General features: G+C 73.6%; 25 protein-coding genes. 13 read left to right on the plus strand and 12 right to left on the minus strand.

What is annotated here, in order from left to right:
* Window positions 1-30 precede the first annotated feature (30 nt).
* The 5 genes from DEI94_RS02610 to DEI94_RS02630 are packed head-to-tail and all read left to right on the plus strand — an operon-like array spanning window position 31 to window position 2,468.
* The gene (locus tag DEI94_RS02610) at window positions 31-576 is read left to right on the plus strand and encodes an Asp23/Gls24 family envelope stress response protein (protein ID WP_111012263.1); all 546 of its coding nucleotides are present in this window, start codon (window positions 31-33) and stop codon (window positions 574-576) included.
* Window positions 573-764 (plus strand): DUF2273 domain-containing protein, encoded by a 192-nt coding sequence (locus DEI94_RS02615; protein ID WP_111009649.1) that lies wholly within the window; start codon window positions 573-575, stop codon window positions 762-764. Before DEI94_RS02610 ends, DEI94_RS02615 begins: the two co-directional genes overlap by 4 nt.
* Entirely contained in the window at window positions 761-1,141 is a 381-nt protein-coding gene (locus DEI94_RS02620; RefSeq protein ID WP_111027542.1) for a hypothetical protein, read from the plus strand. Before DEI94_RS02615 ends, DEI94_RS02620 begins: the two co-directional genes overlap by 4 nt.
* On the plus strand, window positions 1,138-1,878 hold the full coding sequence (locus DEI94_RS02625) for a hypothetical protein (RefSeq protein WP_181441880.1): 741 nt from the start codon (window positions 1,138-1,140) through the stop codon (window positions 1,876-1,878). The genes DEI94_RS02620 and DEI94_RS02625 overlap by 4 nt, the downstream gene beginning before the upstream one ends.
* Entirely contained in the window at window positions 1,875-2,468 is a 594-nt protein-coding gene (locus DEI94_RS02630; protein WP_111027543.1) for a hypothetical protein, read from the plus strand. Before DEI94_RS02625 ends, DEI94_RS02630 begins: the two co-directional genes overlap by 4 nt.
* A 124-nt stretch (window positions 2,469-2,592) precedes the next feature.
* Here the strand turns inward: DEI94_RS02630 and DEI94_RS02635 are convergent, their stop codons facing one another.
* Both DEI94_RS02635 and DEI94_RS02640 read right to left on the minus strand, forming a co-directional pair.
* Window positions 2,593-3,357 carry an aminoglycoside 3'-phosphotransferase gene (locus DEI94_RS02635; RefSeq protein WP_258378080.1) on the minus strand — a complete coding sequence of 255 codons (765 nt, stop codon included), beginning with the start codon at window positions 3,355-3,357 and terminating at the stop codon, window positions 2,593-2,595.
* 51 nt (window positions 3,358-3,408) lie between these two features.
* Window positions 3,409-5,058 (minus strand): hypothetical protein, encoded by a 1,650-nt coding sequence (locus DEI94_RS02640; RefSeq protein WP_111027544.1) that lies wholly within the window; start codon window positions 5,056-5,058, stop codon window positions 3,409-3,411.
* A 101-nt stretch (window positions 5,059-5,159) separates the two neighbouring features.
* Between DEI94_RS02640 and pyrE the strand changes: the two genes are divergently transcribed.
* On the plus strand, window positions 5,160-5,711 hold the full coding sequence (pyrE, locus tag DEI94_RS02645) for an orotate phosphoribosyltransferase (protein ID WP_111011661.1): 552 nt from the start codon (window positions 5,160-5,162) through the stop codon (window positions 5,709-5,711).
* Between the two features lie 419 nt (window positions 5,712-6,130).
* Complete coding sequence (locus tag DEI94_RS02650; protein WP_146249558.1) at window positions 6,131-8,218, plus strand: septum formation family protein; 2,088 nt, start codon at window positions 6,131-6,133, stop codon at window positions 8,216-8,218.
* Window positions 8,219-8,418: 200 nt separating this feature from the next.
* On the opposite strand, the gene DEI94_RS02655 is transcribed toward DEI94_RS02650, so the two are convergent.
* Together DEI94_RS02655 and DEI94_RS02660 are read right to left on the minus strand one after the other, a co-directional pair.
* Entirely contained in the window at window positions 8,419-9,366 is a 948-nt protein-coding gene (locus DEI94_RS02655; protein ID WP_111027546.1) for an aldo/keto reductase, read from the minus strand.
* 53 nt (window positions 9,367-9,419) lie between these two features.
* Window positions 9,420-10,481, minus strand: coding sequence for a sodium:calcium antiporter (locus tag DEI94_RS02660; protein ID WP_111027547.1), 1,062 nt, complete (start codon window positions 10,479-10,481; stop codon window positions 9,420-9,422).
* A 95-nt stretch (window positions 10,482-10,576) separates the two neighbouring features.
* On the opposite strand from DEI94_RS02660, the gene DEI94_RS02665 reads away from it, so the two are divergent.
* Window positions 10,577-11,554: a CPBP family intramembrane glutamic endopeptidase gene (locus tag DEI94_RS02665; protein WP_111027548.1), complete on the plus strand. Its 978-nt coding sequence runs from the start codon at window positions 10,577-10,579 to the stop codon at window positions 11,552-11,554.
* A 53-nt stretch (window positions 11,555-11,607) separates the two neighbouring features.
* On the opposite strand, the gene DEI94_RS02670 is transcribed toward DEI94_RS02665, so the two are convergent.
* Window positions 11,608-12,405 carry an HAD-IIA family hydrolase gene (locus DEI94_RS02670; protein ID WP_111012270.1) on the minus strand — a complete coding sequence of 266 codons (798 nt, stop codon included), beginning with the start codon at window positions 12,403-12,405 and terminating at the stop codon, window positions 11,608-11,610.
* Window positions 12,406-12,635: 230 nt separating this feature from the next.
* On the opposite strand from DEI94_RS02670, the gene DEI94_RS02675 reads away from it, so the two are divergent.
* On the plus strand, window positions 12,636-13,367 hold the full coding sequence (locus DEI94_RS02675) for a TrmH family RNA methyltransferase (protein WP_284183727.1): 732 nt from the start codon (window positions 12,636-12,638) through the stop codon (window positions 13,365-13,367).
* Between the two features lie 230 nt (window positions 13,368-13,597).
* Complete coding sequence (locus tag DEI94_RS02680; protein ID WP_111027178.1) at window positions 13,598-14,404, plus strand: NAD-dependent epimerase/dehydratase family protein; 807 nt, start codon at window positions 13,598-13,600, stop codon at window positions 14,402-14,404.
* A gap of 30 nt (window positions 14,405-14,434) precedes the next feature.
* On the opposite strand, the gene DEI94_RS02685 is transcribed toward DEI94_RS02680, so the two are convergent.
* The 3 genes from DEI94_RS02685 to DEI94_RS02695 are packed head-to-tail and all read right to left on the minus strand — an operon-like array spanning window position 14,435 to window position 17,954.
* The gene (locus tag DEI94_RS02685; RefSeq protein WP_146249515.1) at window positions 14,435-16,543 is read right to left on the minus strand and encodes a YhgE/Pip domain-containing protein; all 2,109 of its coding nucleotides are present in this window, start codon (window positions 16,541-16,543) and stop codon (window positions 14,435-14,437) included.
* Entirely contained in the window at window positions 16,540-17,271 is a 732-nt protein-coding gene (locus DEI94_RS02690; protein ID WP_146249516.1) for a hypothetical protein, read from the minus strand. The genes DEI94_RS02685 and DEI94_RS02690 overlap by 4 nt, the downstream gene beginning before the upstream one ends.
* Complete coding sequence (locus DEI94_RS02695; protein WP_111027180.1) at window positions 17,268-17,954, minus strand: TetR/AcrR family transcriptional regulator; 687 nt, start codon at window positions 17,952-17,954, stop codon at window positions 17,268-17,270. Before DEI94_RS02695 ends, DEI94_RS02690 begins: the two co-directional genes overlap by 4 nt.
* Window positions 17,955-18,254: 300 nt before the next feature.
* Between DEI94_RS02695 and DEI94_RS02700 the strand changes: the two genes are divergently transcribed.
* Together DEI94_RS02700 and DEI94_RS02705 are read left to right on the plus strand one after the other, a co-directional pair.
* Window positions 18,255-18,425: a hypothetical protein gene (locus tag DEI94_RS02700; protein ID WP_181434603.1), complete on the plus strand. Its 171-nt coding sequence runs from the start codon at window positions 18,255-18,257 to the stop codon at window positions 18,423-18,425.
* Between the two features lie 173 nt (window positions 18,426-18,598).
* Window positions 18,599-18,940, plus strand: a complete 342-nt coding sequence (locus DEI94_RS02705; RefSeq protein WP_111012275.1) for a hypothetical protein — start codon at window positions 18,599-18,601, stop codon at window positions 18,938-18,940.
* Between the two features lie 159 nt (window positions 18,941-19,099).
* Here DEI94_RS02705 and DEI94_RS02710 read toward each other — a convergent pair whose 3' ends face one another.
* Window positions 19,100-19,273: an Rv0909 family putative TA system antitoxin gene (locus tag DEI94_RS02710; protein ID WP_111011321.1), complete on the minus strand. Its 174-nt coding sequence runs from the start codon at window positions 19,271-19,273 to the stop codon at window positions 19,100-19,102.
* A 126-nt stretch (window positions 19,274-19,399) separates the two neighbouring features.
* Between DEI94_RS02710 and DEI94_RS02715 the strand changes: the two genes are divergently transcribed.
* Window positions 19,400-20,131 carry a triose-phosphate isomerase family protein gene (locus tag DEI94_RS02715; protein WP_258378041.1) on the plus strand — a complete coding sequence of 244 codons (732 nt, stop codon included), beginning with the start codon at window positions 19,400-19,402 and terminating at the stop codon, window positions 20,129-20,131.
* Between the two features lie 107 nt (window positions 20,132-20,238).
* On the opposite strand, the gene DEI94_RS02720 is transcribed toward DEI94_RS02715, so the two are convergent.
* Genes DEI94_RS02720 through DEI94_RS02730 form a run of 3 tightly spaced genes read right to left on the minus strand, consistent with a single transcriptional unit; the run spans window position 20,239 to window position 23,557 of the window.
* Complete coding sequence (locus DEI94_RS02720; RefSeq protein ID WP_111027181.1) at window positions 20,239-21,351, minus strand: Brp/Blh family beta-carotene 15,15'-dioxygenase; 1,113 nt, start codon at window positions 21,349-21,351, stop codon at window positions 20,239-20,241.
* Window positions 21,348-22,643 carry a lycopene cyclase family protein gene (locus tag DEI94_RS02725; protein ID WP_111027182.1) on the minus strand — a complete coding sequence of 432 codons (1,296 nt, stop codon included), beginning with the start codon at window positions 22,641-22,643 and terminating at the stop codon, window positions 21,348-21,350. The genes DEI94_RS02720 and DEI94_RS02725 overlap by 4 nt, the downstream gene beginning before the upstream one ends.
* Window positions 22,640-23,557, minus strand: a complete 918-nt coding sequence (locus DEI94_RS02730) for a bacteriorhodopsin (RefSeq protein ID WP_111011317.1) — start codon at window positions 23,555-23,557, stop codon at window positions 22,640-22,642. The genes DEI94_RS02725 and DEI94_RS02730 overlap by 4 nt, the downstream gene beginning before the upstream one ends.
* Window positions 23,558-23,731: the final 174 nt, after the last annotated feature.

Consider the following 23,731-nt stretch of genomic DNA (forward strand, 5'->3'; position numbering starts at 1 on the left):
TCCATCACGACATCGACGACGGGAGCGGACATGGCAACCACCACGAACGGCGCGGGCGGAGCGGCGACCCCCGGCCGCGCGGGCACGACCGGCGCGAGCACGACGCGGGTGACGACAGCGCGCACGACGGCGGGCGGGTCCTCGCGCGTCGACGGTTCGAGCGCGGTCGTCGCGGACCCCACCACGACCACCGAGGTCACGACGCACGGCCGGACCGTCATCGACGACGCGGTCGTCGCGAAGGTGGCCGGGATCGCGGCGCGCGAGGTCCCCGGCGTCTTCGCCCTCGGCGGCAACACCGCCCGCGCGTTCGGGGCCATCCGCGACGCCATCGGTTCGAGCGACCTCGGGCAGGGCGTCCGCGTCGAGGTCGGCGAGACCCAGGTCGCGGTGGACCTCACCATCGTGGTCGAGTACCCGATGCCGATGATGGAGGTCGCACAGGACGTCCGCTCGGCCGTCACCGCCGCCCTGACCACGCTCGTCGGCCTGGAGGTCACCGAGGTCAACGTCGCGATCAACGACGTCAACATCCCCGCGTTGAACGGCGAACCGACCGAGGCGCGGGTCCAGTGAACGCCACGGTGGTCGGCATGGGCGCCGGCGCGGTCCTCGCGATCGTGGCCGTGACGCTCGGGTTCTGGGCGTTCGTCGTCGTCGCGGTGTTCATGGCCGTCGGCGCCCTGGTCGGACGGCTCGTCAGCGGCGACATCGACGTCCGCCGGCTCGCCGACGTCCTGCGTGGACGCCGGAGTTCGTCGTGACGAGTGAGCCGAACGGGCCGGTGGGGTCGGCCGGGTCGGCCGGGAGGCCCGTCCCCGGCTGGGACCGCATCGCCGCGCCCGCCCTCGTCCACACCGCGCAGGCCGCCGCCGCCGAGGCCCTGCACGTGCCCGTCCGCGAGGTCCGCGCGCGCGTCGCCGACGACGGCCGCGGTGCCCTGGCGATCGAGGTCCGCGGACCGCTCGCGCTGCCACAGCTCGGCTCGCACCGGGTGCCCGACGAGCCGGTCCTCGCCCGCACGCACCGCGCCCGCGGCGTCATCGCCGAACGGGTGCACACCGTGACCGGGCGTCACGTGTCCCGTGTGTCCGTGGTGTTCACGTCGTCGATCGTCGAGGTCCCGGGGCGGGTCCGATGAGCATGGAGACCGGCGACCGCGCCGGCTCGCCAGACGGCCCCCACGGTCTCGACGGTCCCGACGGTCCCCGCGCCTCCCACGGCCGCGGATCGCCGCACGGTCTCGCCGCCCCGCCCGGCTTCGGCGACCCCCGTGACCGGTCCGCCGACGACCCCGCCGAGCACGACCGCGTGCACCGTCGGCTCCTGCGGCGCGAGACGCACGTCTCCCGGTCCGTCGCCGTCTCCGTCACCATGGTCTGCGTCGTCCTCGTGGCCGCCGCCGTGGCGCTCGCCGCGGTCCTCGTCCTGCTCCACGAACGCCTCGCGGGGTTCGAACCGCGCACCGTCGTCGACGCGGCCGTCGCCGCTCCGGCCGGGACGGTCCTCCCGGTCCTGGACGTGGTGGGCGGGCTCGTGGCGTTCCTCGGGCTCGTCCTCGTGCTGCTCGGTGTGCTGCCGAAGCGGCGCGCGCGGCACACGATGCCGTCACAGCGGCTCGCCGTCGTCGTCGACGACGAGGTGCTGGCCTCCGCCACCGCGCGCGCCGCCCGCAGCGTCACGCGCCTCGGCCCGGAGGGCGCGGTCGGCACCGTCGGGCGCCGAACCGCCGAGGTCGTGCTGCGGCCCGCCGCCGGCGTCGACGTCCCCGTCGTCGCCGTGACCGAGGCCGTGCGCGCCGAGGTCGCCACGATCGACCCCACACCCGCGATCAGCGTGCGGGTGCGCGTGCAACCGGCCGGGAGGGTCGACGGATGACCGCGAGCAACCGCACCCTCGGCCGCGTGCTGCTCGTCCTCGTCGGCCTGGTGCTCCTGGCCGGTGGGCTCGCCGTGGTCGCGCTCGGCACCGTGCCGGGTGCCGCACGGACGTGGCACCGCATCGCGCCGGGCGCCCTCGCCGGGTTCGGCTCCGGTGCCGACCGTCCGGCGTCGGTCACGGCGTGGTCCATCGCGCTCGGTGTGGCCCTGCTCGTCGCGGTCCTCGCGCTCGTGGTGCTCGCCACCCGCGGTGGCGGTCGGGTCGCCACGGTGATCGAGGACGAGGGCACCGCCGCCCCCGTCGACGGCCTCGTGACCATCGACTCCACCGCGGTGCAGCACGCGCTGTCCTCGGCCATCGGTGCGCTGCCCGAGGTCCACTCGCTCGCCGTGGACGTCTACCGCGTCCGGGGCGCCCGTGCCGTTCGGATCCGGGTCCGGCCCCGGCAGGGTTCGGCGCCGCGAGATCTCACGACGCGGATCGAGGACGTCGTCGGCGACCTCGACGCCGTGCTCGGGATGCGGCTGCCGGTCCTGCTGCACATCGCACGCGGGGGTGCGGCGGGGCAGCCGGTTCGGGTGCACTGAGGGGCGGCTGGTCGGCCGGGGGTGCGTCGGCCGGGGGGTCGTGTCGCACCGGGTCCTTCCGGTCGAACCGCGGCATGTGGGTGTTCGAACGGAAGGACGCGGTTCAACGTGGGCCGGGCGCCGCTCAGTCGCGCGGCAGCGCCCCGTCGCCGAGGTTCCACAGCGCCCGGTACCACCGGGTGCGCTCGGGGTCGGGCGCGATGCCGTACGCGTCGAGGAACAGGGACTCCCACCCGTCGCCGAAGTTCCATCCGAGGGCCATGGTCGCCACGGCGATGTCCGCCCACCGATCCGCGATGCCGAGGGTGTCGAGGTCGACGTGGCCGACCCACTGCCCGTCCTCGCCCACGATCGTGTTCGGGGTGCACGGGTCTCCGTGGCACACCACGATCCGGTCCGGCTCCGGACGGGGACCGAGCGCCGCCACCGTGTCGTCGTCGGCACCAGAGCGGGCGATGCGCTGCGTGACCGACCACTCGAACGGACAGTCGGCCACCGGGAGGGCGTCGTGCAGGGCGCGGAGTCCATGGCCGGCGGCGATCACCGCGGGCCGGGGATCGGCCTGGAACCGAGGGTCGACCGCACTCCGACCCGGGAGCGCGACCGTCCGGAGCCAGCGGCCGTCCGGGTCCTCGCCGTGGTCGACCACGCGCGGCACCGGCGTGTACGACCCCGCCCACGAGAGCCGCGCGATCTCACCGAGCAGGTCGAGTCGCACACCGTGGGGTGCCCACTTGACGTACTCGGCCGCGTGCCCCTCGCCGAGCCGGAACGTGCGTCCGTCGAGGTCGTTGCGCCACACCGCGGTGATCGCCCGTCCGGCGGCCAGGGCCGAGACGCACTCGGGGACGTCGACGTGGCCCTGGGGGAGTCCGGCGATCGGCAGCACGGACCGATCCTCGTCGCTCTGGGCGGGCGACGCCAGCGCACGGGTCGAGGTCTACCCGCCGAACCCGCGCTCCTCGATGAACTCCTGTGCGGTCGAGACGACGTCGTGACGTAACGTCGCGGCGCCCGGTGTGCCGGCGTAGTCGTAGATGTCGTAGCCGGGGCAGTGCACGATCGCCGAGGGATCGCCGAGGGCGTCCTGCACCGGGGTGGTCCAGACGTCCTGCGACCCGATGACGACGTAGGTCGGACGGGCGTCGCGGTAGGCGGCGAGGTCCACGAGCCACGGGTAGGTCGTGAAGTCGTCGCGGACCTGGAGCAGTCGCACGCCCTCGCCCCCGTACGCGGCGAGCGGTCGGACCGTCCAGAACTGTCCGACGCCGACGACCCCGCGACCGCCGACCCACCGGTCCAGGCACGAGGCGGGCGCGTAGGAGGCGGTGACCACGGCCTCCACGGTCGACGGCGCGACCGCCCCGCCCACCGCGAGCAGCGCGACGGTGGCGGCCACGGCGATCAGACGGAGTCCGCGTCCAGCGGTGTGGAGGCGCGTTCGCCGGATCGCCGTCCGGGCCAGCTCCGCGACCGCGACGAGCCCGATGAGCGGCGCGGTGACGATCGGCTCGAGGTAGCGCGGCGTGGACGAGCCCGCGAGCACGACGCCGACGGAGACGGCGACGACGGTCACCATGCCGAGCGCCGACGCCACGAGCACCGTCCGGGAGCTCCGGACGCGCCAGGCCCACACCGTGCCGCCGAGGGAGGCGAGGAACAGCACGAGCAGCAGCACGAGCTCGACCTCGCCGAGGCCCGCGCCGGCGCGCTCGTCCGTCAGCGCCGCGAAGTACGACAGCGTCCTGCCCGCGCCACCCGGGTGGATGTACGTCGACGGGTCGAGCGACACGAACGGCGCGAGCGGGATCCGGAGCAGGTAGCCCAGCGCGGACCCACCGGCCAGCGCGACGCCGAGCCCCCACACCGCACGCCAGGGCACACGCCGGGCCAGGGCGAGCAACCCCACCGTCACGATCACGGGCGCCGCGGACCACGGCACGTACAGCGGGTCCGACGCCGTGCTGGACGCCGCCACGAGCGTCGTGACGGCCAACGCGGCCCACGACGTGCGCGGCACCGGCAGGGAGGCCGCGCGCACCACCCGCAACGCCAGCGCGGCCGTGCCGAGCATCGCGAGCACCGCGCCGTAGTAGTACGTCGTCGTCAGGAGGAGCGACGCGAGTTCGAGACTCGACGCCGTCCCGGAGGACTCCGTGAGGACGAGCAACGTCACGACGCCGAGGGCGCCGACCGCGACGGCGACGCGGACCGAACGGGGCGCCTCGGGCATCACCTGCGCGGCGACCGCCCGCACGAGGACGTACACCGCCACGACCACGAGCAGGCCGTTCAGCGCGAGTGCCTGTTGCGGCGTGGACGTCAGCGCGGCGCACGCCAGGTACACCGGGATCTCGGGGAAGAAGAACAGCGTGGGCGACATCGCCCACTCGAACGACTGCCCCAGCCGGAGCGAGCGTTCGACGAGGGGGAGGAGCACCGAGTCGCCGTCGTACCAGAGCAGCCGGACGCGGTCGGTGGCGAGCACGTGCCGGAGTGCGGCGAGCGCGAGCGCGAGGGCCATCGCGGCACCGAGGGCCTCGGCCCCGAGCACACGCAGGAGCGCGCGGGGTCGGGTCGCCTGGGCCATGTCCGGAGCGTACCGGGAGGCGCTGACCCGCCAGGAGCGCTGTCCACAGGCCTCGTCGGTGGGCTGGGATCCCCGAGGGGGAGCGGATACTGTGGTGGATCGTGACCGACGCGCGTAGCCAGCTGATCGCCCACATCCGGGACGAGGCCGTGTTCCACGGCGACTTCACGTTGACCAGCGGCAAGAAGGCGACGTACTACATCGACCTGCGCAAGGTCAGCCTCGACCACCGGGTCGCGCCGCTCATCGGCCAGGTGATGACGGACCTCGTCGCCGAGGTCCCCGACGTCGTCGCGGTCGGCGGACTGACCATGGGCGCCGACCCGATCGCCACCGCGGTGCTGCACCAGGCCGCGGCCCGGGGCCAGGCCTACGACGCGTTCGTCGTCCGCAAGGAGCCGAAGGACCACGGCCGCGGCCGGCAGGTCGAGGGCCCCGACGTGCGGGGCAAGCGCGTCGTCGTGCTCGAGGACACCTCGACCACGGGCGGCTCCCCGCTCAAGGCCGCCGAGGCGCTCGAGCGCGAAGGCGCCATCATCGCCGCCGTCGCCGTCGTGGTCGACCGTGACACCGGCGCGAAGGAAGCCATCGAGCGTGCCGGGTACCCCTACTACGCGGCGATCGGACTGGCCGACCTCGGGCTGGCCCCGTGAGCGGACGTCCCACCGACGGCGAGCCCGAGGAACCGCGCCCGGACGATGCTTTCCGGTCGGATGACGACGCTCGCACCGCCGCGCGCCCCGTCCCGCCGAGCGGTCTCCGCAGCGCGTCGTCGATCTTCGGCGAGGCGAAGCTCCCCGACAACTGGCCGACGCGCCGCGAGCGCCGAGCCGCCGAGCGTGCCGCCGAGTCGGGCGAGGTGACGCCATTGCCGCCGACCGAGCAGATCCCGCCGGAGCTGCCGCCCGCGGACCCGTCTGCTGTGCCGGAGCCGCCTGCTGCCCCAGAGCCGCCTGCTGCGCCGGAGCCGCCCGCTGCCCCAGAGCCGCCTGCTGTGCCGGAGCCGCCTGCTGCCCCAGAACCGCCTGCTGCGCCGGAGCCGCCTGTTCCACCTGCGACCCCTGCCCGGGCGGTGTCCCACCCGAGCTCCCTGCAGCTGCCCACGGCACGGTCCACTCGGGATCAGCGCGCCGAGGAGGTCCGCGCGATCGACGAGGAGCGCCGTCGGGTCGACCCGCACGGCACCGGCCGAGAGGACGTCGACTGGCTCGGCCGAGCGACGGGGGTGGCCCCGAGCCTCCCGTCGGAGCGCGACGACGTGATCCCGCCCGCGGCCGCACCGACGGAGCCGCCCGTCGCGGGCGTCCGGGCCCGGTTGCCCCGCGGCGAGGAGCGGCCGACCTTCACCGACCTGCTGCGCCTGCCGGGCGACGAGGCAGCGGGCGCCGGAACGTCCGACCACGACTCGCGCTTCGACTGGGCCGCGCTCGGTGGTGCCGACGACGAGGGCACGAACGCCGACCGCGACGCCGATGCCGGTGATGCCGACGGCGCTGACCGTGCTGACCGTGCTGGTGATGTCGACGCCGAGGCGAGCCGTGCCGCGGTCGTCGACGGACCTGCAGCTGCCCCTGCTGCCTCCGCTGCTCCCGTTCCTGCCGCTGCCGTCCCTGCCCCCGCAGCGGGCTCCCGGCCGACGCGTTGGTCCCTGTCGGACGACGATGCGGGATCGGACGCCGCCGAGGCGGGCTCCGCGCTGACCGCGCAGTCCGCACACTCCGAGGTCACGGCGGCCATCCCGGCGCAGCACGACGCCCCCGAGGGCGTCCCTGCGGGATCCGACACCGCGGAGCCCGTCGTCGACACGGCAGACGCCGTCGAAGGCGACACGGCCGACCCCGAGGTCGACACCCCCACCGCTGCGCTGCCCTGGTGGGCGCAGCCCGAGACCGGCCCCGCAGTCGTGCCCGAGAGCCCCTCGCGCGCCGCCGATCCGCTTCCACCCACGGCCGCGCCGCCCCTGGTGTCGCCCGTGGACCCGGCCCACCCCGAGCAGGTCTACCCGGCCCACCTGCCTCCGGCCGTCGGCCAGGACCTCGACGCGTTGCTCGGCACCGACCGCTCGGCGCACGTGCCGGAAGACCGCCGTCCCCGTCCCCAGCAACAGCCGGAGACGATCGCCTGGGCGCCCGAGACCGGCCCCGAGACCGGCCCCGAGACCGGCCCCGAGACCGGCCCCGCGGACGTCGTCGACCAGACCGAGTGGGACGGCCGCGAGACCAGTGACACCCGGGCGATCAACGCGCTGTTCGGCACGGGCGCACTCCGCGCCGTCGACGGGGTCGAGGACGACGCTGCCCTCGGCGACGACCACGCCGACTCCGCCGCCGGGCGCGCGGGGGACACGGGCACGCGGATGATGCCCGTCGTCGGTGCTCCCGGTGCTCCTCCGACCGGCGCTCCTGGTGCCGCTCCGGCCGGCGCCGGTCCTTCCTCCGGCTCGGTGCTCCCGGGTCAGAGCGCTCGCGGTGCCGTGCCGGCCGGGCGTCGTGACGGCCGTGGCGACAACCTCCTCAACGAGGGCTTCGGGCGCCTCGCCGCGCAGGGTCGTCGGGGCAAGCAGCTGCTCGTGTACGGCGCGATCGCGATCATCATCGTGTTGCTCGTGCTCGTGTTCCTCGTCGTGCGGTGGATCCTCGGCGGCGACCCGCAGAACCAGCCGGCGCCGGCTCCGTCCTCCACATCGTCGTCGAAGCCGTCACGGTCACCGGCAGCGGCGTCGTCCCGGACGGCGTCCTCGACGCCCGCGCCGGCTCCTTCGGCCGCGGCGGTGTTCGCCACCGCGGCGGCGTCGGTGGGGCAGCACTCGTGGCGCGACCTCGCGGGCGGCGAGTGCCTGTCGTTGTACGAGAACGCGTGGGCACAGACCTTCACGGTCGTCGACTGCTCGGCCGCCCACGCTGCGCAGATGACGTTCCGCGGCACGCTGACCCAGGCCGGCTACCCCGGGCCCGACGCATTACGCGGCCAGATGACCGAACTGTGCAGCGCGACCAGTGCGATCGACCTCGGCGCCGCGGCCGCCTACACGGACCTACAGGTCCAGGGCGCCTACCCGGCGGACCAGAGCGAGTGGAACGCGGGCGACCGCTACTACTACTGCTTCGCCTCGCGGTCGTCGGGACAGCCACTGACGAGTTCGCTCGCGCCCTCGGCCTGACCGCGGTCGCCGTCGCGCTGCCCCCGCGCGCCGGACGGGAGGCGCGGCACCCGCTCGCACCGACCCTCCGGACGTCCGACACGTCGGACGGGAGGCGCGGCACCCGCTCGCACCGACCCTCCGGACGTCCGACACGACGGACGGGAGGCGCGGCACCCGCTGGTACCGCGCCTCCCGTCCGTCGTCCGATCGGTCCCGGGTCAGGCGGGCACGGCGGCCGACGCGTCGCTGAGCGCGGCGATCTCGTCGGCCGACAGCACGAGCTCGGCGGACCGGAGGAGCGCCGGCAGCTGCTCGAGGTTCCGGGCGCTCGCGATCGGCGCGACGACGTCCGGTCGCGTCTGCAGCCAGGCGAGCGCGACCGACGCGATCGGGGCGTCGTGCGCCTCGGCGACCGAGGCGAGGGCGTCGACCACGCGCAACCCCTCGTCCGAGAAGTACCCCTCGAGCTGCCCCTGGCGGTCCTTGCCCGAGATGTCCTCGCGAGTGCGGTACTTGCCCGTCAGGAACCCGGCGGCGAGCGCGAAGTACGGCACGACGCCCAGGTGGGTCTCGTGCACGAACGGTGCGAGCTCGGCCTCGTACGGCTGCCGCTTGACGAGGTTGTAGTGCGGCTGGATCGCGACCGGCTCGGCGAGGCCGTTCTCCTGTGCGATCCGGATCCACTCGCGGGCGCGGTCGACGGAGTAGTTCGAGATCGCGGTGTAGCGGACGATGCCGTCCTTGACGAGCTGGTCGAACGCGCGGACGGTCTCCTCGAGCGGGGTGTCCTGGTCGTCGAAGTGCGCGTAGTAGAGGTCGATGCGGTCGGTGCCGAGGCGCTGCAGCGAGGCACGGGCGGCCGCGGCGACGGTGTCCGCTGCGAGGCCCTGGTACTCCGGGTGCTGCGAGCCCTTCGTCGCGATCACGACGTCGTCGCGCTTGCCCGTCGCCGCGAGCCACGATCCGATGACGGTCTCGGACTCACCACCCGAGTTACCCGGGGCCCATGCCGAGTAGACGTCGGCGGTGTCGATGAAGTTCCCGCCGCCGTCGACGTACGCGCTGAGGACGTCGTGCGAGGTCTGCTCGTCCGCGGTCCAACCGAAGACGTTGCCGCCGAGGGCGAGGGGGAAGACGTGGAGGTCACTGGTGCCGATGCGGGTCATGCCGCGAGGTTATGCCTCGGTCCTCCGAGTCGCTCCGGGACCGGTACGGATCCTCAGCCGACGGAGATCGCGATGAGTCCGCCCACCCCGATCAGGTACAGCACGAGCACGACGAACGAGTCGATCCCCATGCCGATGATCCGCTTCTGCGGCCGGAACACGAGCCCGACCGCGTAGACGAGGGTGAGCAGCGCGGCGATCGCCGTCAGGTAGATGTCGCTCGCGTTCGCCTGCGGCAGCACCGCCTTGCCGCTGATCACGGTCGCGACGAGGAACAGCACCGGCAGGAACGCGTTCCCGCCGAAGATGTCGCTGATCGCCAGGTTGTCGTCGCCCTGCCTGACGGCCTGGAGGCCCGTGGAGATCTCCGGCAGGCTCGTCGCCAGGGCCAGGACGGTCGCGCCGAACAGCACGCCCGACAGGCCGATCTGCCCCGAGGCGGCATCGCCCGCCTGCTCCACCGCGACACCGGCGACGAGCGTCGCCGCGGCCGACACCGCGAAGATGACCGCGGCCTTCGCGGTGCTCATCGGCGGCGGCTTCGGCTTGGAGCGGCGGTGCCCGGTCGCGTGCGGCGAGCTGTCGGGGGCGGTGCCGTTGTCGTGCCACGGCAGGCTCTTGCTCGCCCGCTGGACGAGGAGCAGGCCGACGACCCAGATCGCGGCGATGAGGACCACGTCCGGGGTCAGCCGGGCGAACAGCAGGTTCGAGGGCAGCTGGCTCCCTGCGATGACGACCGCGAGCACGGCGACGACGACGATCGCCTCGAGCACGAGTCCGAGCGACGCGGCACGGTAGGTGATCGGCTTGACGCCCTTCCCGCGCTTGCCGAACGCGTCGATGATCATGATGACGACGGTCTGCAGCGCGATGCCGCCGAGGATGTTCCCGGCCGCGACCTCGATCGAGCCGGAGAACGCGGCGCTCACCGTGATCGCGATCTCGGGCAGGTTCGTCGCGAGGGCGAGCACGATGAGGCCCCCGAGCGCGCTCCCGAGGTGCAGGCGGTCGTCGAGCACGTCGGTGGTCTTCGACAGCTGGATGCCCGCCACCCAGATGACGGCGGACCCCGCCACGAACACGAGCACGAGCAGCCAGAACGGGAGGGACGCCATGGTCCCATCGAACCCTCCGGGAGCCGACGCGGTGCCGGAGCGGCGATGTACGCTCCCTGCAGGGCGCGCCCGGACGCCCGGAGCGGGGGAGCGGCGTGCGCGAACGGTCGACGGAGCGCAGGCGTCCGCGCGTCCCCCCGTCCCTCCTGGTCGGCATCGCGCCGGTCGTGGTGTTCGCGACGATCGAGGTCATCCGTGCCCGGCCCGGTGACGACTACGAGCGGGTCGGCCTGACGATCCCGAGCGTGGTCACCGCCCTGCTCGTGCCCGAGGCGATCGCCGCCGTCGCGCTCGCCCTCGTCGTGACCGGACTCGGTTGGTGGCGCATCGGCACGATCGACCTGCGTCGCGGAGCCCCCGGATGGGCGGCCGTCGCGCCGATCGTCATCCTCCTCATCGAGGCGGGGAGGCTCGCCACCGTCGCCTGGAACGGCCGCCCCCTCGCCTACTTCTTGTTGCTCGGACTGGCGACGCTGCTCGTCGGGTTCTTCGAGGAGACCATGGCCCGCGGCGTCCTGCTCGTCGGGCTCCGCCGTCGCCTGCCGGAACTCTGGGTGTGGATGGTGTCCTCGGCGGTGTTCGGCTGCCTGCACCTGCTCAACGCCCTCGCCGGACAGGGCCTCGGGACCACGATCGAACAGGTGGTGTTCGCGGCCGCGTTCGGGTCCGTGCTGTACATCGCGCGGCGGCTCACCCGGACCCTGCTCGTGCCGATGCTGTTGCACGCGGTCTGGGACTTCGGCGTGATCGGTGCCGGAGCCGCGGGGACGAGTGTGCCGCTGCCCGTCGTCGGGTTCCTCGGGCTGCTGACCTTCGGGATCCTCGTGTTCGGCGTCGTCGCTGCCGCGTTCGTCGCGCTGCACACCGATCGGCCCCGGCGCCTCGCGCAGCGCTGGAAGCACGTTCCACCACGCTCGGCGTTCGAGGTCCCGGCGGCCGTCTCACCGCACGCCGCCGATGGGCCGCCGCCGTCGGGTCCGGTGTCCGAGGGGCCGCCGCCGTCGGGCCCCGCGTCCGAGGGACCGCCGCCGTCGGGTCCGGCGTCCGACGCCGAGCCCGTGGCCCTGGGCTAGCTGCATCGTCCCTCCCGGAGGCGGGGACGCGGAGGGAACCACCCGAGCAGCCCCTACATCTCCACTTCGTACGGGGTCTGCGTCACGAGCTCGTGCACGCCCGACAGGATCTCGTTCGGACGGAACGGGTACCGCTCGACCTCGGACATGTCGCTGATGCCGCTCATCACCAGGATGGTGTGCAGCCCGGCCTCGATGCCCGCCACGATGTCGGTGTCCATCCGGTCGCCGATCATCCCCGTGTTCTCGGAGTGCGCCCCGATGCGGTTCATCGCCGAGCGGAACATCATCGGGTTCGGCTTGCCGACCACGTAGGGCTCCTTGCCCGTGGCCTTCGAGATCATCGCAGCGATCGCCCCGGTGGCGGGCAGGACGCCCTCGGCGCTCGGACCGGTGGCGTCCGGGTTCGTGACGATGAACCGGGCGCCGTCGCGGATGAGTCGCACGGCCTTCGTGATGGCCTCGAACGAGTAGTTCCGGGTCTCGCCGACGACGACGTAGTCCGGCGCGGTCTCGGTCATGATGAACCCGGCCTCGTGCAAGGCAGTCGTCATGCCGGCCTCGCCGATCACGAACGCGGAACCGCCGGGCATCTGCGACGCGCAGAAGTCGGCCGTCGCCAGCGCCGAGGTCCAGATGCGGTCCTCCGGCACACTCAGACCGGACCGTCGGAGCCGCGCGCTGAGGTCACGCGGCGTGAAGATCGAGTTGTTCGTCAGCACGAGGAACGGCGTCCCGGTGTCGAGCCACTGCTGCACGAGTTCGGGCGCCCCGGGGAGCGCGTGGTTCTCGTGCACGAGCACGCCGTCCATGTCGGTGAGCCACGCCTCGACCTCGTCGCGCGATCCCATGCGTCCCTCTCGTCGGAGTCCGGTCCCGCCGCCCAGCGGGCCGCTTCACCATACCGTCGCAGCCTCGACCACCCGTCGGGCTCACGGCTGCCTGTGGGCGGAGTGCCAGCCCGGCCACCTGGTGAGGGATCGAGCACGTGGACCCGAGCCGCACCTCCCGGCCGCCCGCTCGGTGCGGGACCGCGCACGCGGACCGGACCCGTGCCTCCCGGCCGCCGTATCCTCGACTGGTGACCGACGACGCCCCGGCACCCGACGTCCCCGTCCGGCCGGGAGGCCCCGCTGCCGTCCCCGACGCAGCCCCGGCCCCCGTCCTCCCGCCGTCACACGAGCACACCACCCACGGGGTCGGGCCCCACCCCCGACCGTGGCCCGACGACCCACGGCTCGACCCCGAACTGCTGCAGCACGGTGACACCCGCAACGTCGTCGACGCCTACCGGTACTGGCGGATGGAGGCGATCGTCGCCCACCTCGACACCCGTCGGCACGGGTTCGACGTGGCAATCGAGAACTGGCAGCACGACCTCAACATCGGGTCGATCGTGCGGAGTGCGAACGCGTTCCTCGCCGGCAGGGTGCACATCATCGGACGGCGGCGCTGGAACCGACGCGGGGCGATGGTGACCGACCGGTACCAGCACGTGGTGCACCATCCCGACGTGGCGACGTTCCTCGCGGCGATGCGTGACGAGGGGCGACCGGTCGTCGCGATCGACAACCTGCCCGGCGCCGAGCCGATCGAGACCGCGGCCGTGCCGGAGCGGTGCGTGTTCCTGTTCGGGCAGGAGGGGCCGGGGCTCTCGCCTGAGGCCCTCGCCGGCGCGGGCCGGTCCCTCGAGATCACGCAGTTCGGGTCGACCCGGAGCATCAACGCCTCGGCCGCGGCGGCGATCGTCATGCACGCGTGGATCGTGCAGCACGGGGTGTTGCCCGGCGCCGGGCGTCGACCGGCGGGCTGACCCGCGGCGCGGGGTTGCACCGCGCGAATGCACGTCGCACCGCTGAATGCCCCGGTTCAACGTCCCGTACCCGGTTCAACGTCCCGTACCCGGTTCAACGTCCCGTACCCGGTTCGACACCGGGGGAGGGTGCGGCGGCGGCGGCGTCGGCGTCGGCGACAGCGCACCCGGCGACGACCGGCGCGTGCTCGCCTGGGCCGTGGTGGGCCTCCCGGCCGTAGTGTCGACGCATGGCGACGCTGCTCATCACCGGGGCCGCGGGACGCATCGGGTCGGCGCTGCGCCCGAGGCTCCTGGCGGCCGGACACTCCCTCGTGCTGTTCGACGCGCGCGAGCCCGACCCACCGGTGGGCGACGGGGAGCGCTTCGTGCCGGGGGAACTCGACGACCGCGCCGCGCTCGAGACCGCGATGATCGGCGTCGACACGGTCGTGCACCTCGCGGGCATCCCGACCGAGGCCACCTGGGACGACATCGTCGCGACGAACATGACCGGGACCAAGGACGTGCTCGAGGTCGCCGCGGCGAACGGGGTGCTCCGCGTGCTGCTCGCGAGCTCGATCCACGCCGTCGGGTTCGTCGCCGAGGAGCACGACGCCCCGAGCAGTGTCCCCGGCGACCGGCTGCCCCGCCCGGACTCGTACTACGGGGTGTCGAAGGCCGTGATGGAACTCCTCGGGAGCCTGTTCGTCGACCGTTTCGAGATGTCGATCGTCTCGGCCCGGATCGCGGCGTTCGCGCCCGAGCGTCCGCACTCCCGACGGGCGCGGTGGGTGTGGACGTCGGCGGACGACCTCGCGCGCCTCGTCGAGGTGACCGTCGGGTTGACCGAGCCGGGGCACCACGTGGTGTGGGCGACCTCCCGGAACAGCGGCTCGCAGGTCGACCTGACGGCGGGGGAGCGGATCGGGTTCCGCCCGGTCGACGACGCGGCCGCGGTGCTGTCGGACGAGGAGTTCGCCGCGATGCCCGACGAGGAGATGCGGTGGCTCGGGGGCAGCATGGCGACGCAGCCCCTGGGCGAGCCGGCCCCCTGACCCGAGGCCCCCGTCGCTCGGAGCCCCGGCCTACCCGATCAGGCTCGGCCGCAGGTCCCGCAGCGTCCGGAACCGACTCTGCCGCCCGGCCACGAGCGCGGTGACCACCAGTGCCCCGAGCAGCCAGCAGGCGAGCACGCCCGAGTCCGACCACGCAGCGGACACCGAGCCGCCGTACATGAGCTGCCGGATCGCGTCGACCGAGTAGCTCATCGGCAGGGCGAAGTGCAGTGCGGCGAGCGGCGCGGGCAGCGTCTGCCACGGGAAGGTCCCGCCCGCGGTGACGAGTTGGATGAGCATGAGCACGAGCCCGAGGAACTGCCCGACGGACCCGAGCAGCACGTTGAGCATCATGATGATCGCGGCGAAGGTGACCGACGCGAGGACCATCACGGCGATCGTGCCCGCGACGTGCTCCACGCCGAACCCCAGCGCGAACCGCACGATCGCGAACAGCGCGAGCATCTGCACGAGGCCGAGCAGCGCCGGGGTGAGCCAGGCGCCGAGCGTGATCGGCAGGGGCTTCCGGACGGCGGTGATCGCGCGGCGGGAGATCGGCCGCAGGATCAGGAACAGCGCGTACATGCCGATCCACGCCGCGAGCGAGATGAAGAACGGGGCGAGCCCCGCGCCGTACGTCCCGGCGTTGGCGATGTCCTGGTCGGCGACGCGCACCGGGTCCGAGATGACCGACGCCTGCGCGTTCCGGGTCGAGGCGTTCGATGCGGGGATGTCGTTCCGACCGGACTTGAGCGACGTGTGCAGCTCGACTGCGCCGGCGTGCAGGGTGTCGAGCCCGGACGCCAGGGACGTCGCGCCGGCATCGGCCGTGGCTGCCCCGGCGGCGAGGGACGACGCGCCCGAGGACAGGGTCGTGGCGCCCTTCGCCAGGGCCGATGCCCCGGAGGACACGGCCGCGGCGCCGCTGGAGACCTGGGCGGCACCGGAGGACAGCGTGCCGGCGCCGTCGTCGAGCCGGGCGATGCCGTTCGTCAGCGTGGGGGTCGCGGTGGCGAGCGAGGCCGCGCCGGACGACACCTGGGCGGACCCGGAGGCGAGCTGGTCGAGCTGGGTGCGGAGCGTGGCGCTCTGCTGCTGCAGGCCGGTGATCTGCTGCTGCAGCGTGGAGTCCTGCAGCGCGGCGGCGATCGCGGCCTGCTGCGCGGGCGTCAGGGTGGCGTCGGCGGGCAGGGCGGCCTGGATCTGCGTCAGCAGGGTGGTGGGCGACAGCGCGGCCACGCCGTTCAACACGGGGTCGAACGTGGCGGCGAGCTGCTGGTTGCCGGCGGCGACCCGTGCGGCGCCGGTTGCGAGCTGCTGCGTCGACGACGGCAGCGAGGCCGTCTGGGACCGGAGCTGGTCGAGCCCGGCGTCCAGGGACGCGGCGCCCGACGCGACCGAGGCCGAGCCGGAGGCCACCCGTGACGCGCCCGAGGCGAGCGCGGCGGTCTGCGCCGGCAGGTCGGCGGTGCCCGACGCGAGCTGCGACGCCCCGGAGGAGAGCTTCCCCGTCCCCGCCGCGAGCTGCTGGGCGCCCGACTCGGCCGTCCCGAGACCGGACGCCAGTGACCCGCTGCCCCGGACGGCCGGCAGCAGGTTCGTCCGGATGTCCGCGAGCCCGACGAGCAGGGTCCCGGCGGCTCGCTTGCCGACCTGCTCGGACACCGAGGTGCGCATGGTCTTGCCGGCCTGCTCCGCGATCGTCGACGCGAGGTACGAGTTGGCGTCGCTCGTCGTCATGACGAGCTCGGCGCGCTGCGGGTCGCTGTCCGAGGCGCTCGCGAGGTCCTGGGAGAACGCCGCGGGGATCGTGACCACGAAGTCGTAGCGGCCGGACTTGATGCCGGAGGTGGCGGCCGACGCCGACGTGACGGTCCAGTCGAACGAGCCGTCGCGGACGGTCTGCTTCGCCACCTGCTCGCCGTAGTCGACGTGGTGGCCGTCGACGGTCGCCCCGGTGTCGTTGACGACGAGCGCGGCGGGGACGTGGTCGAGCTTGGCGTACGGGTTCTGGTTCGCCCACAGGTACAGCCCGCCGTACAGCAGCGGCACGATCATGAGCGCGATGAACGCGACGCGGGCGAGGGGGGTCGCGGTGAGCCGGCCGAGTTCGGCGCGGACGAGTGCGGGTGTGGTCACGAACGGGTGCTCCCCTGGGTGGACGCTGCGGGTGCGGGTGCGGGTGCGGGTGCGGGTGCGGCTGGCGATGCGGCCGGGAGGGACGGTGCGCGTCCGTCGTGCGCCGTGCCTCCCGCTCGTGGCTGGCTCCGCTGCATGATGGCGGTGATGGTCTCGACGGCCGCCGCCGAGGCGATGACGAGGACGGCGATGCCGCGGTCGGCGACGTTCTGGAGGACCGCGAACCAGTCCGCCACGGACCCGCCGTGGCGCTCGGGGGTGGTCACGACGAGCCCCTCGATGCCGTCGCGCAGCAGTGCGAGCTCGACGAGCAGGCGGATGCGCGGCGCGGTCGGGACGCGTTCGATCGGGGTGTCGGCCCACTCGGTCAGGTCGAGTTCGTCGAGCACGGTCGTGACGGCGTCGCGGCCGGTGTGGCGTCCGGCGAAGGCGAGTTCCTCGCGGACGATGCGGCGCACGGTCATGACGGCGAAGGGCTCGGCGACGGTCGGTGTGTCGACGAGGGCGACCGTCCGGCGGACGCGGTCCGGGTCCTCGACACCGTCGACGAGCAGGCGGCCGGCGTCGGGCTGCATCCGGCCGCCGGCGACGAGCGACGCCACGACGGGGGTCTGCTCGGTCTCGACGGCGACGAGCCCGGGGCGACCGGGTTCGGCGACGGCGGACACCGGGGGCAGTGGGGCGCCGGGCCCGCTGCCGATCGCGAGGGCGTCGAGTTCGAGGATCATGCGGGCGGCTCCGGGGTGACGGGTCTGGCTGCGGATGCGGATGCGCGTGCGGCTGCGACGGTGGGTGTCCGCGGCGGGACGGTCTCGAGGACATGGAGGGAGGACCTCCAGTCCAGCCCTGCCATGCCGAGTGCGGACACGACGACCATGCGGTGCCCGTCGGCGGGACTCGTGCCGGCGCGTGTGGCCTCGTCGAGCACGGCGATGCAGGCGCCCTCGACCAGGCGCGCGAGCGACTCGACGGGCACGTCGTCGCGGAAGAGTCCGGCCCGGACGCCGTCGGCGCAGGCGTCGAGCACGGCGGCGCGGAGCGGGGCGAACACCGACGCGATGCGATCGACCGAGGGTCCGTGCAGGGCGATCCGGGCCAGGGAGCGGACGTCGGCCACCTCGGCCCAGAGCGCGGCGGCGATGGTCGCGATGCGGACGTCGGGCAGGAGCGGTGCGAGCTCGGCCGCCGCGGGCATCGTGCCGAGGATCCGGCGCGCGCCGCCCGTGACGACCTCGTCGACCAGGTCCTCACGGGTGGGGAAGTGTCCGTAGACCGCGCGGCGCGACAGGCCCGCCGCCGCGGCGATCGTCTCGATCGAACCGTCGGGGTCGGCCTGGAGGACCGTGCGGGCGGCGTCGACGAGCGCGGTCCGGTTCTCGGCTGCGTCGCGTCGCGGACTCCTCGAGGGCATGGGATCAGCCTACGAACGTGCACAGTGCTGTGCAACATCGGGGTGGCGGATCGCGATCGGCTGCGCAACGCGGCTCGGAGTTCGTTCTGCGGCCCTCCGGAGGCGATGGCCCGCGTCTAGGGGATGCTCCGACGCAAAGGATGCGCAAGGTGGACAAGTAGTTAGGCGGCCTAGTGTTTCGATGCCATGCTCGACCCATGACGAACCGGCGCAATCCCGAGGGGCCCCACGCGGCCGACGCGTTCCCCCCGACGCAACCCATCGACATGCGCCAACTCTTCCTCGACCAGGAGGCCATCAATGCTCGACCGTGAGACCCTCGCCAGCCTGCGCCAGAACCCCATCGAGTGGCGCCGCCGTGGCCTGACGCCGCCGGACGCCCTCGCCGCCATGGTCGAGGCCCGCGTCTCGGGCACGTCGAAGCTGCGCCGTCCGCTCGACCCGAGCTACGCGGACTTCTTCCAGGCCTGAGCCCCGCGGGTTCGTCCCGCGCTCGGCCCACGACGGCACCCATCCTGACCGGAGCGGGTGCCGTCGTCGTCCCGGGACCCGGCCGGGACGCGCGTTCGTCTCGTTCCCTGGACAGGACGTGAACGCGCTCCGGGAGCCGGTGTTTCACTGGTCGGCAGGATGCAGGAGGAGCGATGAAGTACATCCACTACGACAGCACCGCGGTCATGACGGGGAGCGAGATCGCCGACGCCGTGATCGAGTACGCCGCGGCCCTCGGCGCGGCCGGTGGTACGGACACCGTGCACGTCCCGACCTTCGACGACCACGGATCGGTCGCGTACGCGACGCTGCTCATCGGACCCGCCAGCGAGATCGTCGTCGACGACGCCCCGGACGACGAGCTCGAGCCCGAGGACCCCGCGTTCGTCGAGCGGCTCCGTGAGGGTGCCCGGAAGCTCTCGGGCGCGACGCCGGTCCACGCCGACGGCACACCGGACTTCCGCGCTGGCGTCCCGCGCCCCGAGGGCGACTGAGCCAGCGGCCGCAGGTCCGGAGGGCGACGGAGCCACCGGCCCCGAGCCTCCCTGAAGGGGCGGCACCCGTTCTCTGACGAGTCGGCACCCGGTCTCCCTGACGACGACGGCACCCGGTCCACAGGGAACGGGTGCCGTCGTCGTGTCGGTGGAGCGGGGTCAGTTGCCGATCTTGTCGTCGGCGGCCTGCTCGCCCTTCTCGATCTGGTCGGAGTGTCCGCCGCCCGTGGCCTTGTCGGCCGCGCCTGCCGCCTTGTCGAGGCCGGCGTCGGACGCCTTCTCGCCCTTGTCGCTGTCCGCGAAGTCCTTCGCCTTGTCGCCGAGGTCTGCCATGTCGTGCTCCTTCCGAGTGCTCCAGCCCGCCCGGGATCCACTGCCCCGGACGTTGGGTGCCCACGTTCCTCCCGGCTGCGGGGAGCGTTCCCAGCGTCTCGGCCGGTCATCGCGTTCACTGGGCTCGTGAGCATCCACATCGGCATCAGCACCAAGCTCTACCTGTCGTACCGCCAGTCCCTCGACTGGCTCGGCCGCGTCACCGAGCTCGCTCGGGACCACCCCGGCGTGGTCGACGGCCGCGTGGCGCTGTTCGTCGCGCCCTCGACGCCGCTGCTCGAGTCCGCCGTCCGGCTCGCTGCGGGCACCCGGGTCCGCGTCGCGGCGCAGGACGTCAGCCGCTACGCCGAGGGCGCCCACACCGGCGAGACCGGCGCGCCCCTGCTCGCCGAACTCGGGGTCACGATGGCCGAGATCGGGCACGCCGAGCGTCGCGCCGACGGTGAGACCGACGCGGTGGTCGCCGCCAAGGTCGCCGTCGCCCAGGAGGCCGGGCTCACCCCGCTCCTGTGCGTCGGCGAGACGACGCGGTGCGACCCGCGGGAGGCCGCCGCGTGGTGCCTCGAGCAGGTCCGCGCCGCCACGACGGGACCGCTCATGATCGCGTACGAGCCGGTCTGGGCGATCGGTGCCGCGGAACCGGCCCCAGCGTCCCACGTCACGGCGACCGTCGACGCCCTGCGCGACGGACTGCCGGGAGCGCTCGCGGGCACGCCGGTCATCTACGGGGGGAGTGCGGGCCCGGGGTTGCTCGGACGGCTCCACCCGAGCGTGGACGGCCTGTTCCTCGGGCGCTTCGCCCACGATCCGGAGAACGTCCGCCGGGTCCTCGACGAGGCCGCGGCCCTCACCGCCTGACCCCCCGTTCACGCTGCCCGAGATCGCAGAACGCGCCGTCAACGGGGGCGGTGGGAAGCGGAGTGTGCTGCGACCTCGGCGCCGTGAGGCGAGTCACGAGGCCCGGATCAGCCCTCGACGCGCCGCGCCTCCCGACGGTGCCGGCGCACGCCCCACACGCCCTGTCGCCGGTCCATCCAGGCCACGACCGCGACGTGCGGGACAGTGAGCGCCGCGATCAACGCGAGGTACACGCCGAGCGGCGAACCGTCACCGCGGCGGAGCAGGGCGAGTGCCACGAGCATGGCCGTCGCGATCGCCGTGACCGGCCAGGCGTCGCGCGCGAACCGCAGGAACGGCCGGACCGGATGCCCGGCGCGCAGGTCCGACGCCGACGCCGGGTCGAGCAGCTCGAGGCGGACGATGTGCCGGAGCGCGTGCCACAGGCAGAAGTACAGACCGACAGCCAGGACCGCCGGTACGACGGCGAAGAACGCGACGAGGAACAGGGTCGCGCCCAGGTCCCGTCCGAACCCGCGACGCTGCGCTGGATGGGCCCGGGCTGAGCACGCCTCCACCAGGACGGTCAGGAGGACCGTGGCGGCGAACACCACACCGACGGCCACGCGGACGGTGGGTTGGAACACCGCGGCGACGTCACCCGGGGGCACGTGCCGCACCACGCCCGCGGTGTCGAGCAGGACCTGTCGGTACACCGCCGGCTGCGTGACGAACGGCACGAGCATCGGGATCCCACCGCGGACGACGACGGTCGCGACCGCGAGCGGCACGGATGCCGGCCGCGTCTCGACGGACTGTCGCACCCACAGGTCGCCCTGTCCCCAGTGGAACCACGTCAGCGCGATGAAGCCGGCGAAGCCGACGAGTGGCGCCGCCCACCAGAGCACTGCGGTCGCGCTACCGAGGACCAGGTACGCCACGACGACCACGAACACCGACAGCGGCGCCCGCGCTGTCGCTCGCATGCGCACCGGCACGAGGTGGTCGAGCGCGCCGTGCGGCAGGCCGAACACGACGAGGCTGAGCGCGAACGGCACGAGCTGCACCGCCGGGGGGAGCTGCACCTCGGCGGCGCGGAGGGCGACGCAGGCGACCAGCACGGCCCCGAGGACCAGCGAGGCGGGCCGGAGCACCCGTCCCCGCACGGCACCGCGCAGGGCTCCGTCCAGTGGCAGGTCGGCTGGCGCGGTCGTGACCTCCGGGAGGCCCGCGCTGCTCATCCGGGCGCCGAGCGGTCCGCCAGCCGTCCCGCTCGCCGATCCCGTGCCGTGGGGAGCAGCGCCCGCACGACCACCCGGACCGCCGCCAGCAGGAACGGGACCGTCGGCAGCGCCAGGACCATCCGCAGGTCGTCGCGGACCGTCGAGCGCTCGGTGAGGAACCGGACCAGGGCGTCCCCCGGAACGCGGTCGAACATGCGGAGGAAGACACCCGGGACCGCGTCGGGGCGGTCCTGGAGGAACCGCAGGAACACGGCGTCGAGCACCCACGTCCGCATCGGTCCGCGGGGCGGGGTCCGATGCCCCGCGGCGAGCCCGGCGGCCGCGCGCTGGATCCGCAGGAATGCGTACCCGGTGCTCGGTCGCACCGCTCCTCCACGGACGCCGACGATGTCCGGCGGCACATCACGCCCAGCGAGCCGCATCGGGATCACGCCGTGCTCGCCGCCCATGCGGTCGAGCTCGTCGGGGCCGAGTCCGTGGCGCTCCCGGAGGTACGTCGTGATCCCCGCCTCGAGGACCGCGCGAGGCACCGCCGCCTCCGTCAGGTAGGTGTCCTCGACGAGCGCCTCGGTCGTCGACGTGGGCAGGACGTACACGAAGTGGATCCCGCGGGACTGGTCGACGTCGAAGTCCATCAGTGTGACCACCCCGGGGTCGAACACGGGACGGTGTGCGCGGACCCGGACGCCGAGGAAGCGCTGCGCGAACGCACCGCCGCCGTCCTCCGGCCTGGTGTCGACCGGCCCGCGGGCGTCCACCACGCGCCGGGCCGGAACGTCGCCCGATGGCGTCCGAACCGTGTTGCCGTCAGGACCGGCGTCAACCCCGGTGACGGCGGTGCCGAGCCGGAGCCGGACGTCGGCCAGCCCCGCCAGCCGATGCAGGGCCTCCCGGTAGTAGTCGGACGCACGGATCGAGACGTACGGGGTCGCGGCGGCCGTCGTCGTCACGGTGCGCCCACCCGCACAGACGGCCCAGGACGACCAGCGCGCCGTGATGCAGTCGTCGAACGGGGTCGGTTCCACGTGCCAGAACGACCACGTGTGGTCGTCCGTGTAGGCCGTGCGGGCGTCGAGCAACACGACGGACCCGGCCGACCTGCGCTCGGCGAGGGCGATCGCGGTGGCGAGCCCCGCGCACCCCGCGCCGAGCACCGCGTAGTCGACCGGGACGGGGTTGCGCGCGGACCCAGGCTCCGGCGCTGCCGTCGTGCCCGTGCCCGTGCCCGTACCCGTGCCCGCGCGGCGCGTCGTGCCCGGGCGGGCGTCGTGCGCGAGCGCGCCGCTCACCGGGGGCGCTTGACCCGCGGCGCTCCCTGCGCCGAGGCGCGGACCGACTCCGACAGCGGCGGCAGGACCGCGTCCGAGACCTTGACCGACGACCACCACACCGACTCGGGGTGCGTGTCCTCGTGGTCGCGGACGTCGGCTGCCGTGCGGAGCTTCGCGACCTTGTGGATCATGGCGCCGAAGCCCACCTTGGCCGCGATGTCGGCGGCGGAGAGCAGCACCTGCATCCAGGTGGTGACGGCCCCACCGTGGCCCCAGCCCTGCAGGCCGAACACGATGGGGTACACGAACCAGGTGACGAGCAGCAGGATGCACGCGTTCGTGTAGGTGCCGATCGCCTCCCCGTCGGCGAACTGCCGGCGACTGCCCACCATGACGTAGATGATCACGATGTACAGGACCACCATGAACACGCCGGAGATCGACCCCCACAGCGCGAGGCCGCCCAGGGACTCCCCGTCGTCGATGACCACGCCGCCGATGTACCCGGTCGCGATCATGAGGAACGCGGCACCGATGCCGACGAACCGGACGCGTCGAGCCGCCGGCCCCGCGAGCATCGCGACGCCGATGAGCTCGATCATGAGCATCGGGACGGTGACCGTCCAGTCCATGTACCGCGGGGTCCAACTCAGCATCGCGTCGCTGTTCGGCAGCCACCGGCTGCCGTGCTGGTCGTAGCCGAGGTCGAACTTGATGACGAGCAGCACGTACGACAGGAACGCGACCGCGGTGATCCCCATGCTCGCGTAGACCGAGGTGCGGTAGCGCGGCGAGACCTCGTTGCGCGACGTCCACGACTTGATGAAGTAGGCGATCATGGCCAGGCCCGCCACCGCCAGCGCGTAGAGGATCACGGAGTGTTCGGCCTCGGTCAGGGGCACCTTCCAAGGGGCGATCGTGTCGTCGTGCATGCTGCACCTCTCGTCGTGGCCACCGGGGCGGCCGCCGCGCGCTGCGGACCGCCCTGACGATGCTCGGAGGCGACTGCCCGACGCCCCAGGTAACGGGGGAAACGAGGCCGATAGAATCGGGTGGACCACCGGCCGCTCGGTCGGGCCCGGTCCTCCGCAGACGTGAGGAGAACC

The organism is Curtobacterium sp. MCBD17_040 (assembly GCF_003234805.2).
Classification (GTDB): Bacteria; Actinomycetota; Actinomycetes; order Actinomycetales; family Microbacteriaceae; genus Curtobacterium.

What these genes read in the sequence shown, in the direction of transcription:
- DEI94_RS02610 (WP_111012263.1), top strand. Translation starts at nt 31, where the DNA reads ATGGCAACCACCACGAACGGCGCGGGCGGAGCGGCGACCCCCGGCCGC.
- DEI94_RS02625 (WP_181441880.1), top strand. Translation starts at nt 1,138, where the DNA reads ATGAGCATGGAGACCGGCGACCGCGCCGGCTCGCCAGACGGCCCCCAC.
- DEI94_RS02630 (WP_111027543.1), top strand. Translation starts at nt 1,875, where the DNA reads ATGACCGCGAGCAACCGCACCCTCGGCCGCGTGCTGCTCGTCCTCGTC.
- DEI94_RS02640 (WP_111027544.1), bottom strand. Translation starts at nt 5,058, where the DNA reads ATGGCCCAGGCGACCCGACCCCGCGCGCTCCTGCGTGTGCTCGGGGCC.
- DEI94_RS02655 (WP_111027546.1), bottom strand. Translation starts at nt 9,366, where the DNA reads ATGACCCGCATCGGCACCAGTGACCTCCACGTCTTCCCCCTCGCCCTC.
- DEI94_RS02660 (WP_111027547.1), bottom strand. Translation starts at nt 10,481, where the DNA reads ATGGCGTCCCTCCCGTTCTGGCTGCTCGTGCTCGTGTTCGTGGCGGGG.
- DEI94_RS02670 (WP_111012270.1), bottom strand. Translation starts at nt 12,405, where the DNA reads ATGGGATCGCGCGACGAGGTCGAGGCGTGGCTCACCGACATGGACGGC.
- DEI94_RS02680 (WP_111027178.1), top strand. Translation starts at nt 13,598, where the DNA reads ATGGCGACGCTGCTCATCACCGGGGCCGCGGGACGCATCGGGTCGGCG.
- DEI94_RS02690 (WP_146249516.1), bottom strand. Translation starts at nt 17,271, where the DNA reads ATGATCCTCGAACTCGACGCCCTCGCGATCGGCAGCGGGCCCGGCGCC.
- DEI94_RS02695 (WP_111027180.1), bottom strand. Translation starts at nt 17,954, where the DNA reads ATGCCCTCGAGGAGTCCGCGACGCGACGCAGCCGAGAACCGGACCGCG.
- DEI94_RS02700 (WP_181434603.1), top strand. Translation starts at nt 18,255, where the DNA reads ATGCTCGACCGTGAGACCCTCGCCAGCCTGCGCCAGAACCCCATCGAG.
- DEI94_RS02705 (WP_111012275.1), top strand. Translation starts at nt 18,599, where the DNA reads ATGAAGTACATCCACTACGACAGCACCGCGGTCATGACGGGGAGCGAG.
- DEI94_RS02710 (WP_111011321.1), bottom strand. Translation starts at nt 19,273, where the DNA reads ATGGCAGACCTCGGCGACAAGGCGAAGGACTTCGCGGACAGCGACAAG.
- DEI94_RS02720 (WP_111027181.1), bottom strand. Translation starts at nt 21,351, where the DNA reads ATGAGCAGCGCGGGCCTCCCGGAGGTCACGACCGCGCCAGCCGACCTG.
- DEI94_RS02730 (WP_111011317.1), bottom strand. Translation starts at nt 23,557, where the DNA reads ATGCACGACGACACGATCGCCCCTTGGAAGGTGCCCCTGACCGAGGCC.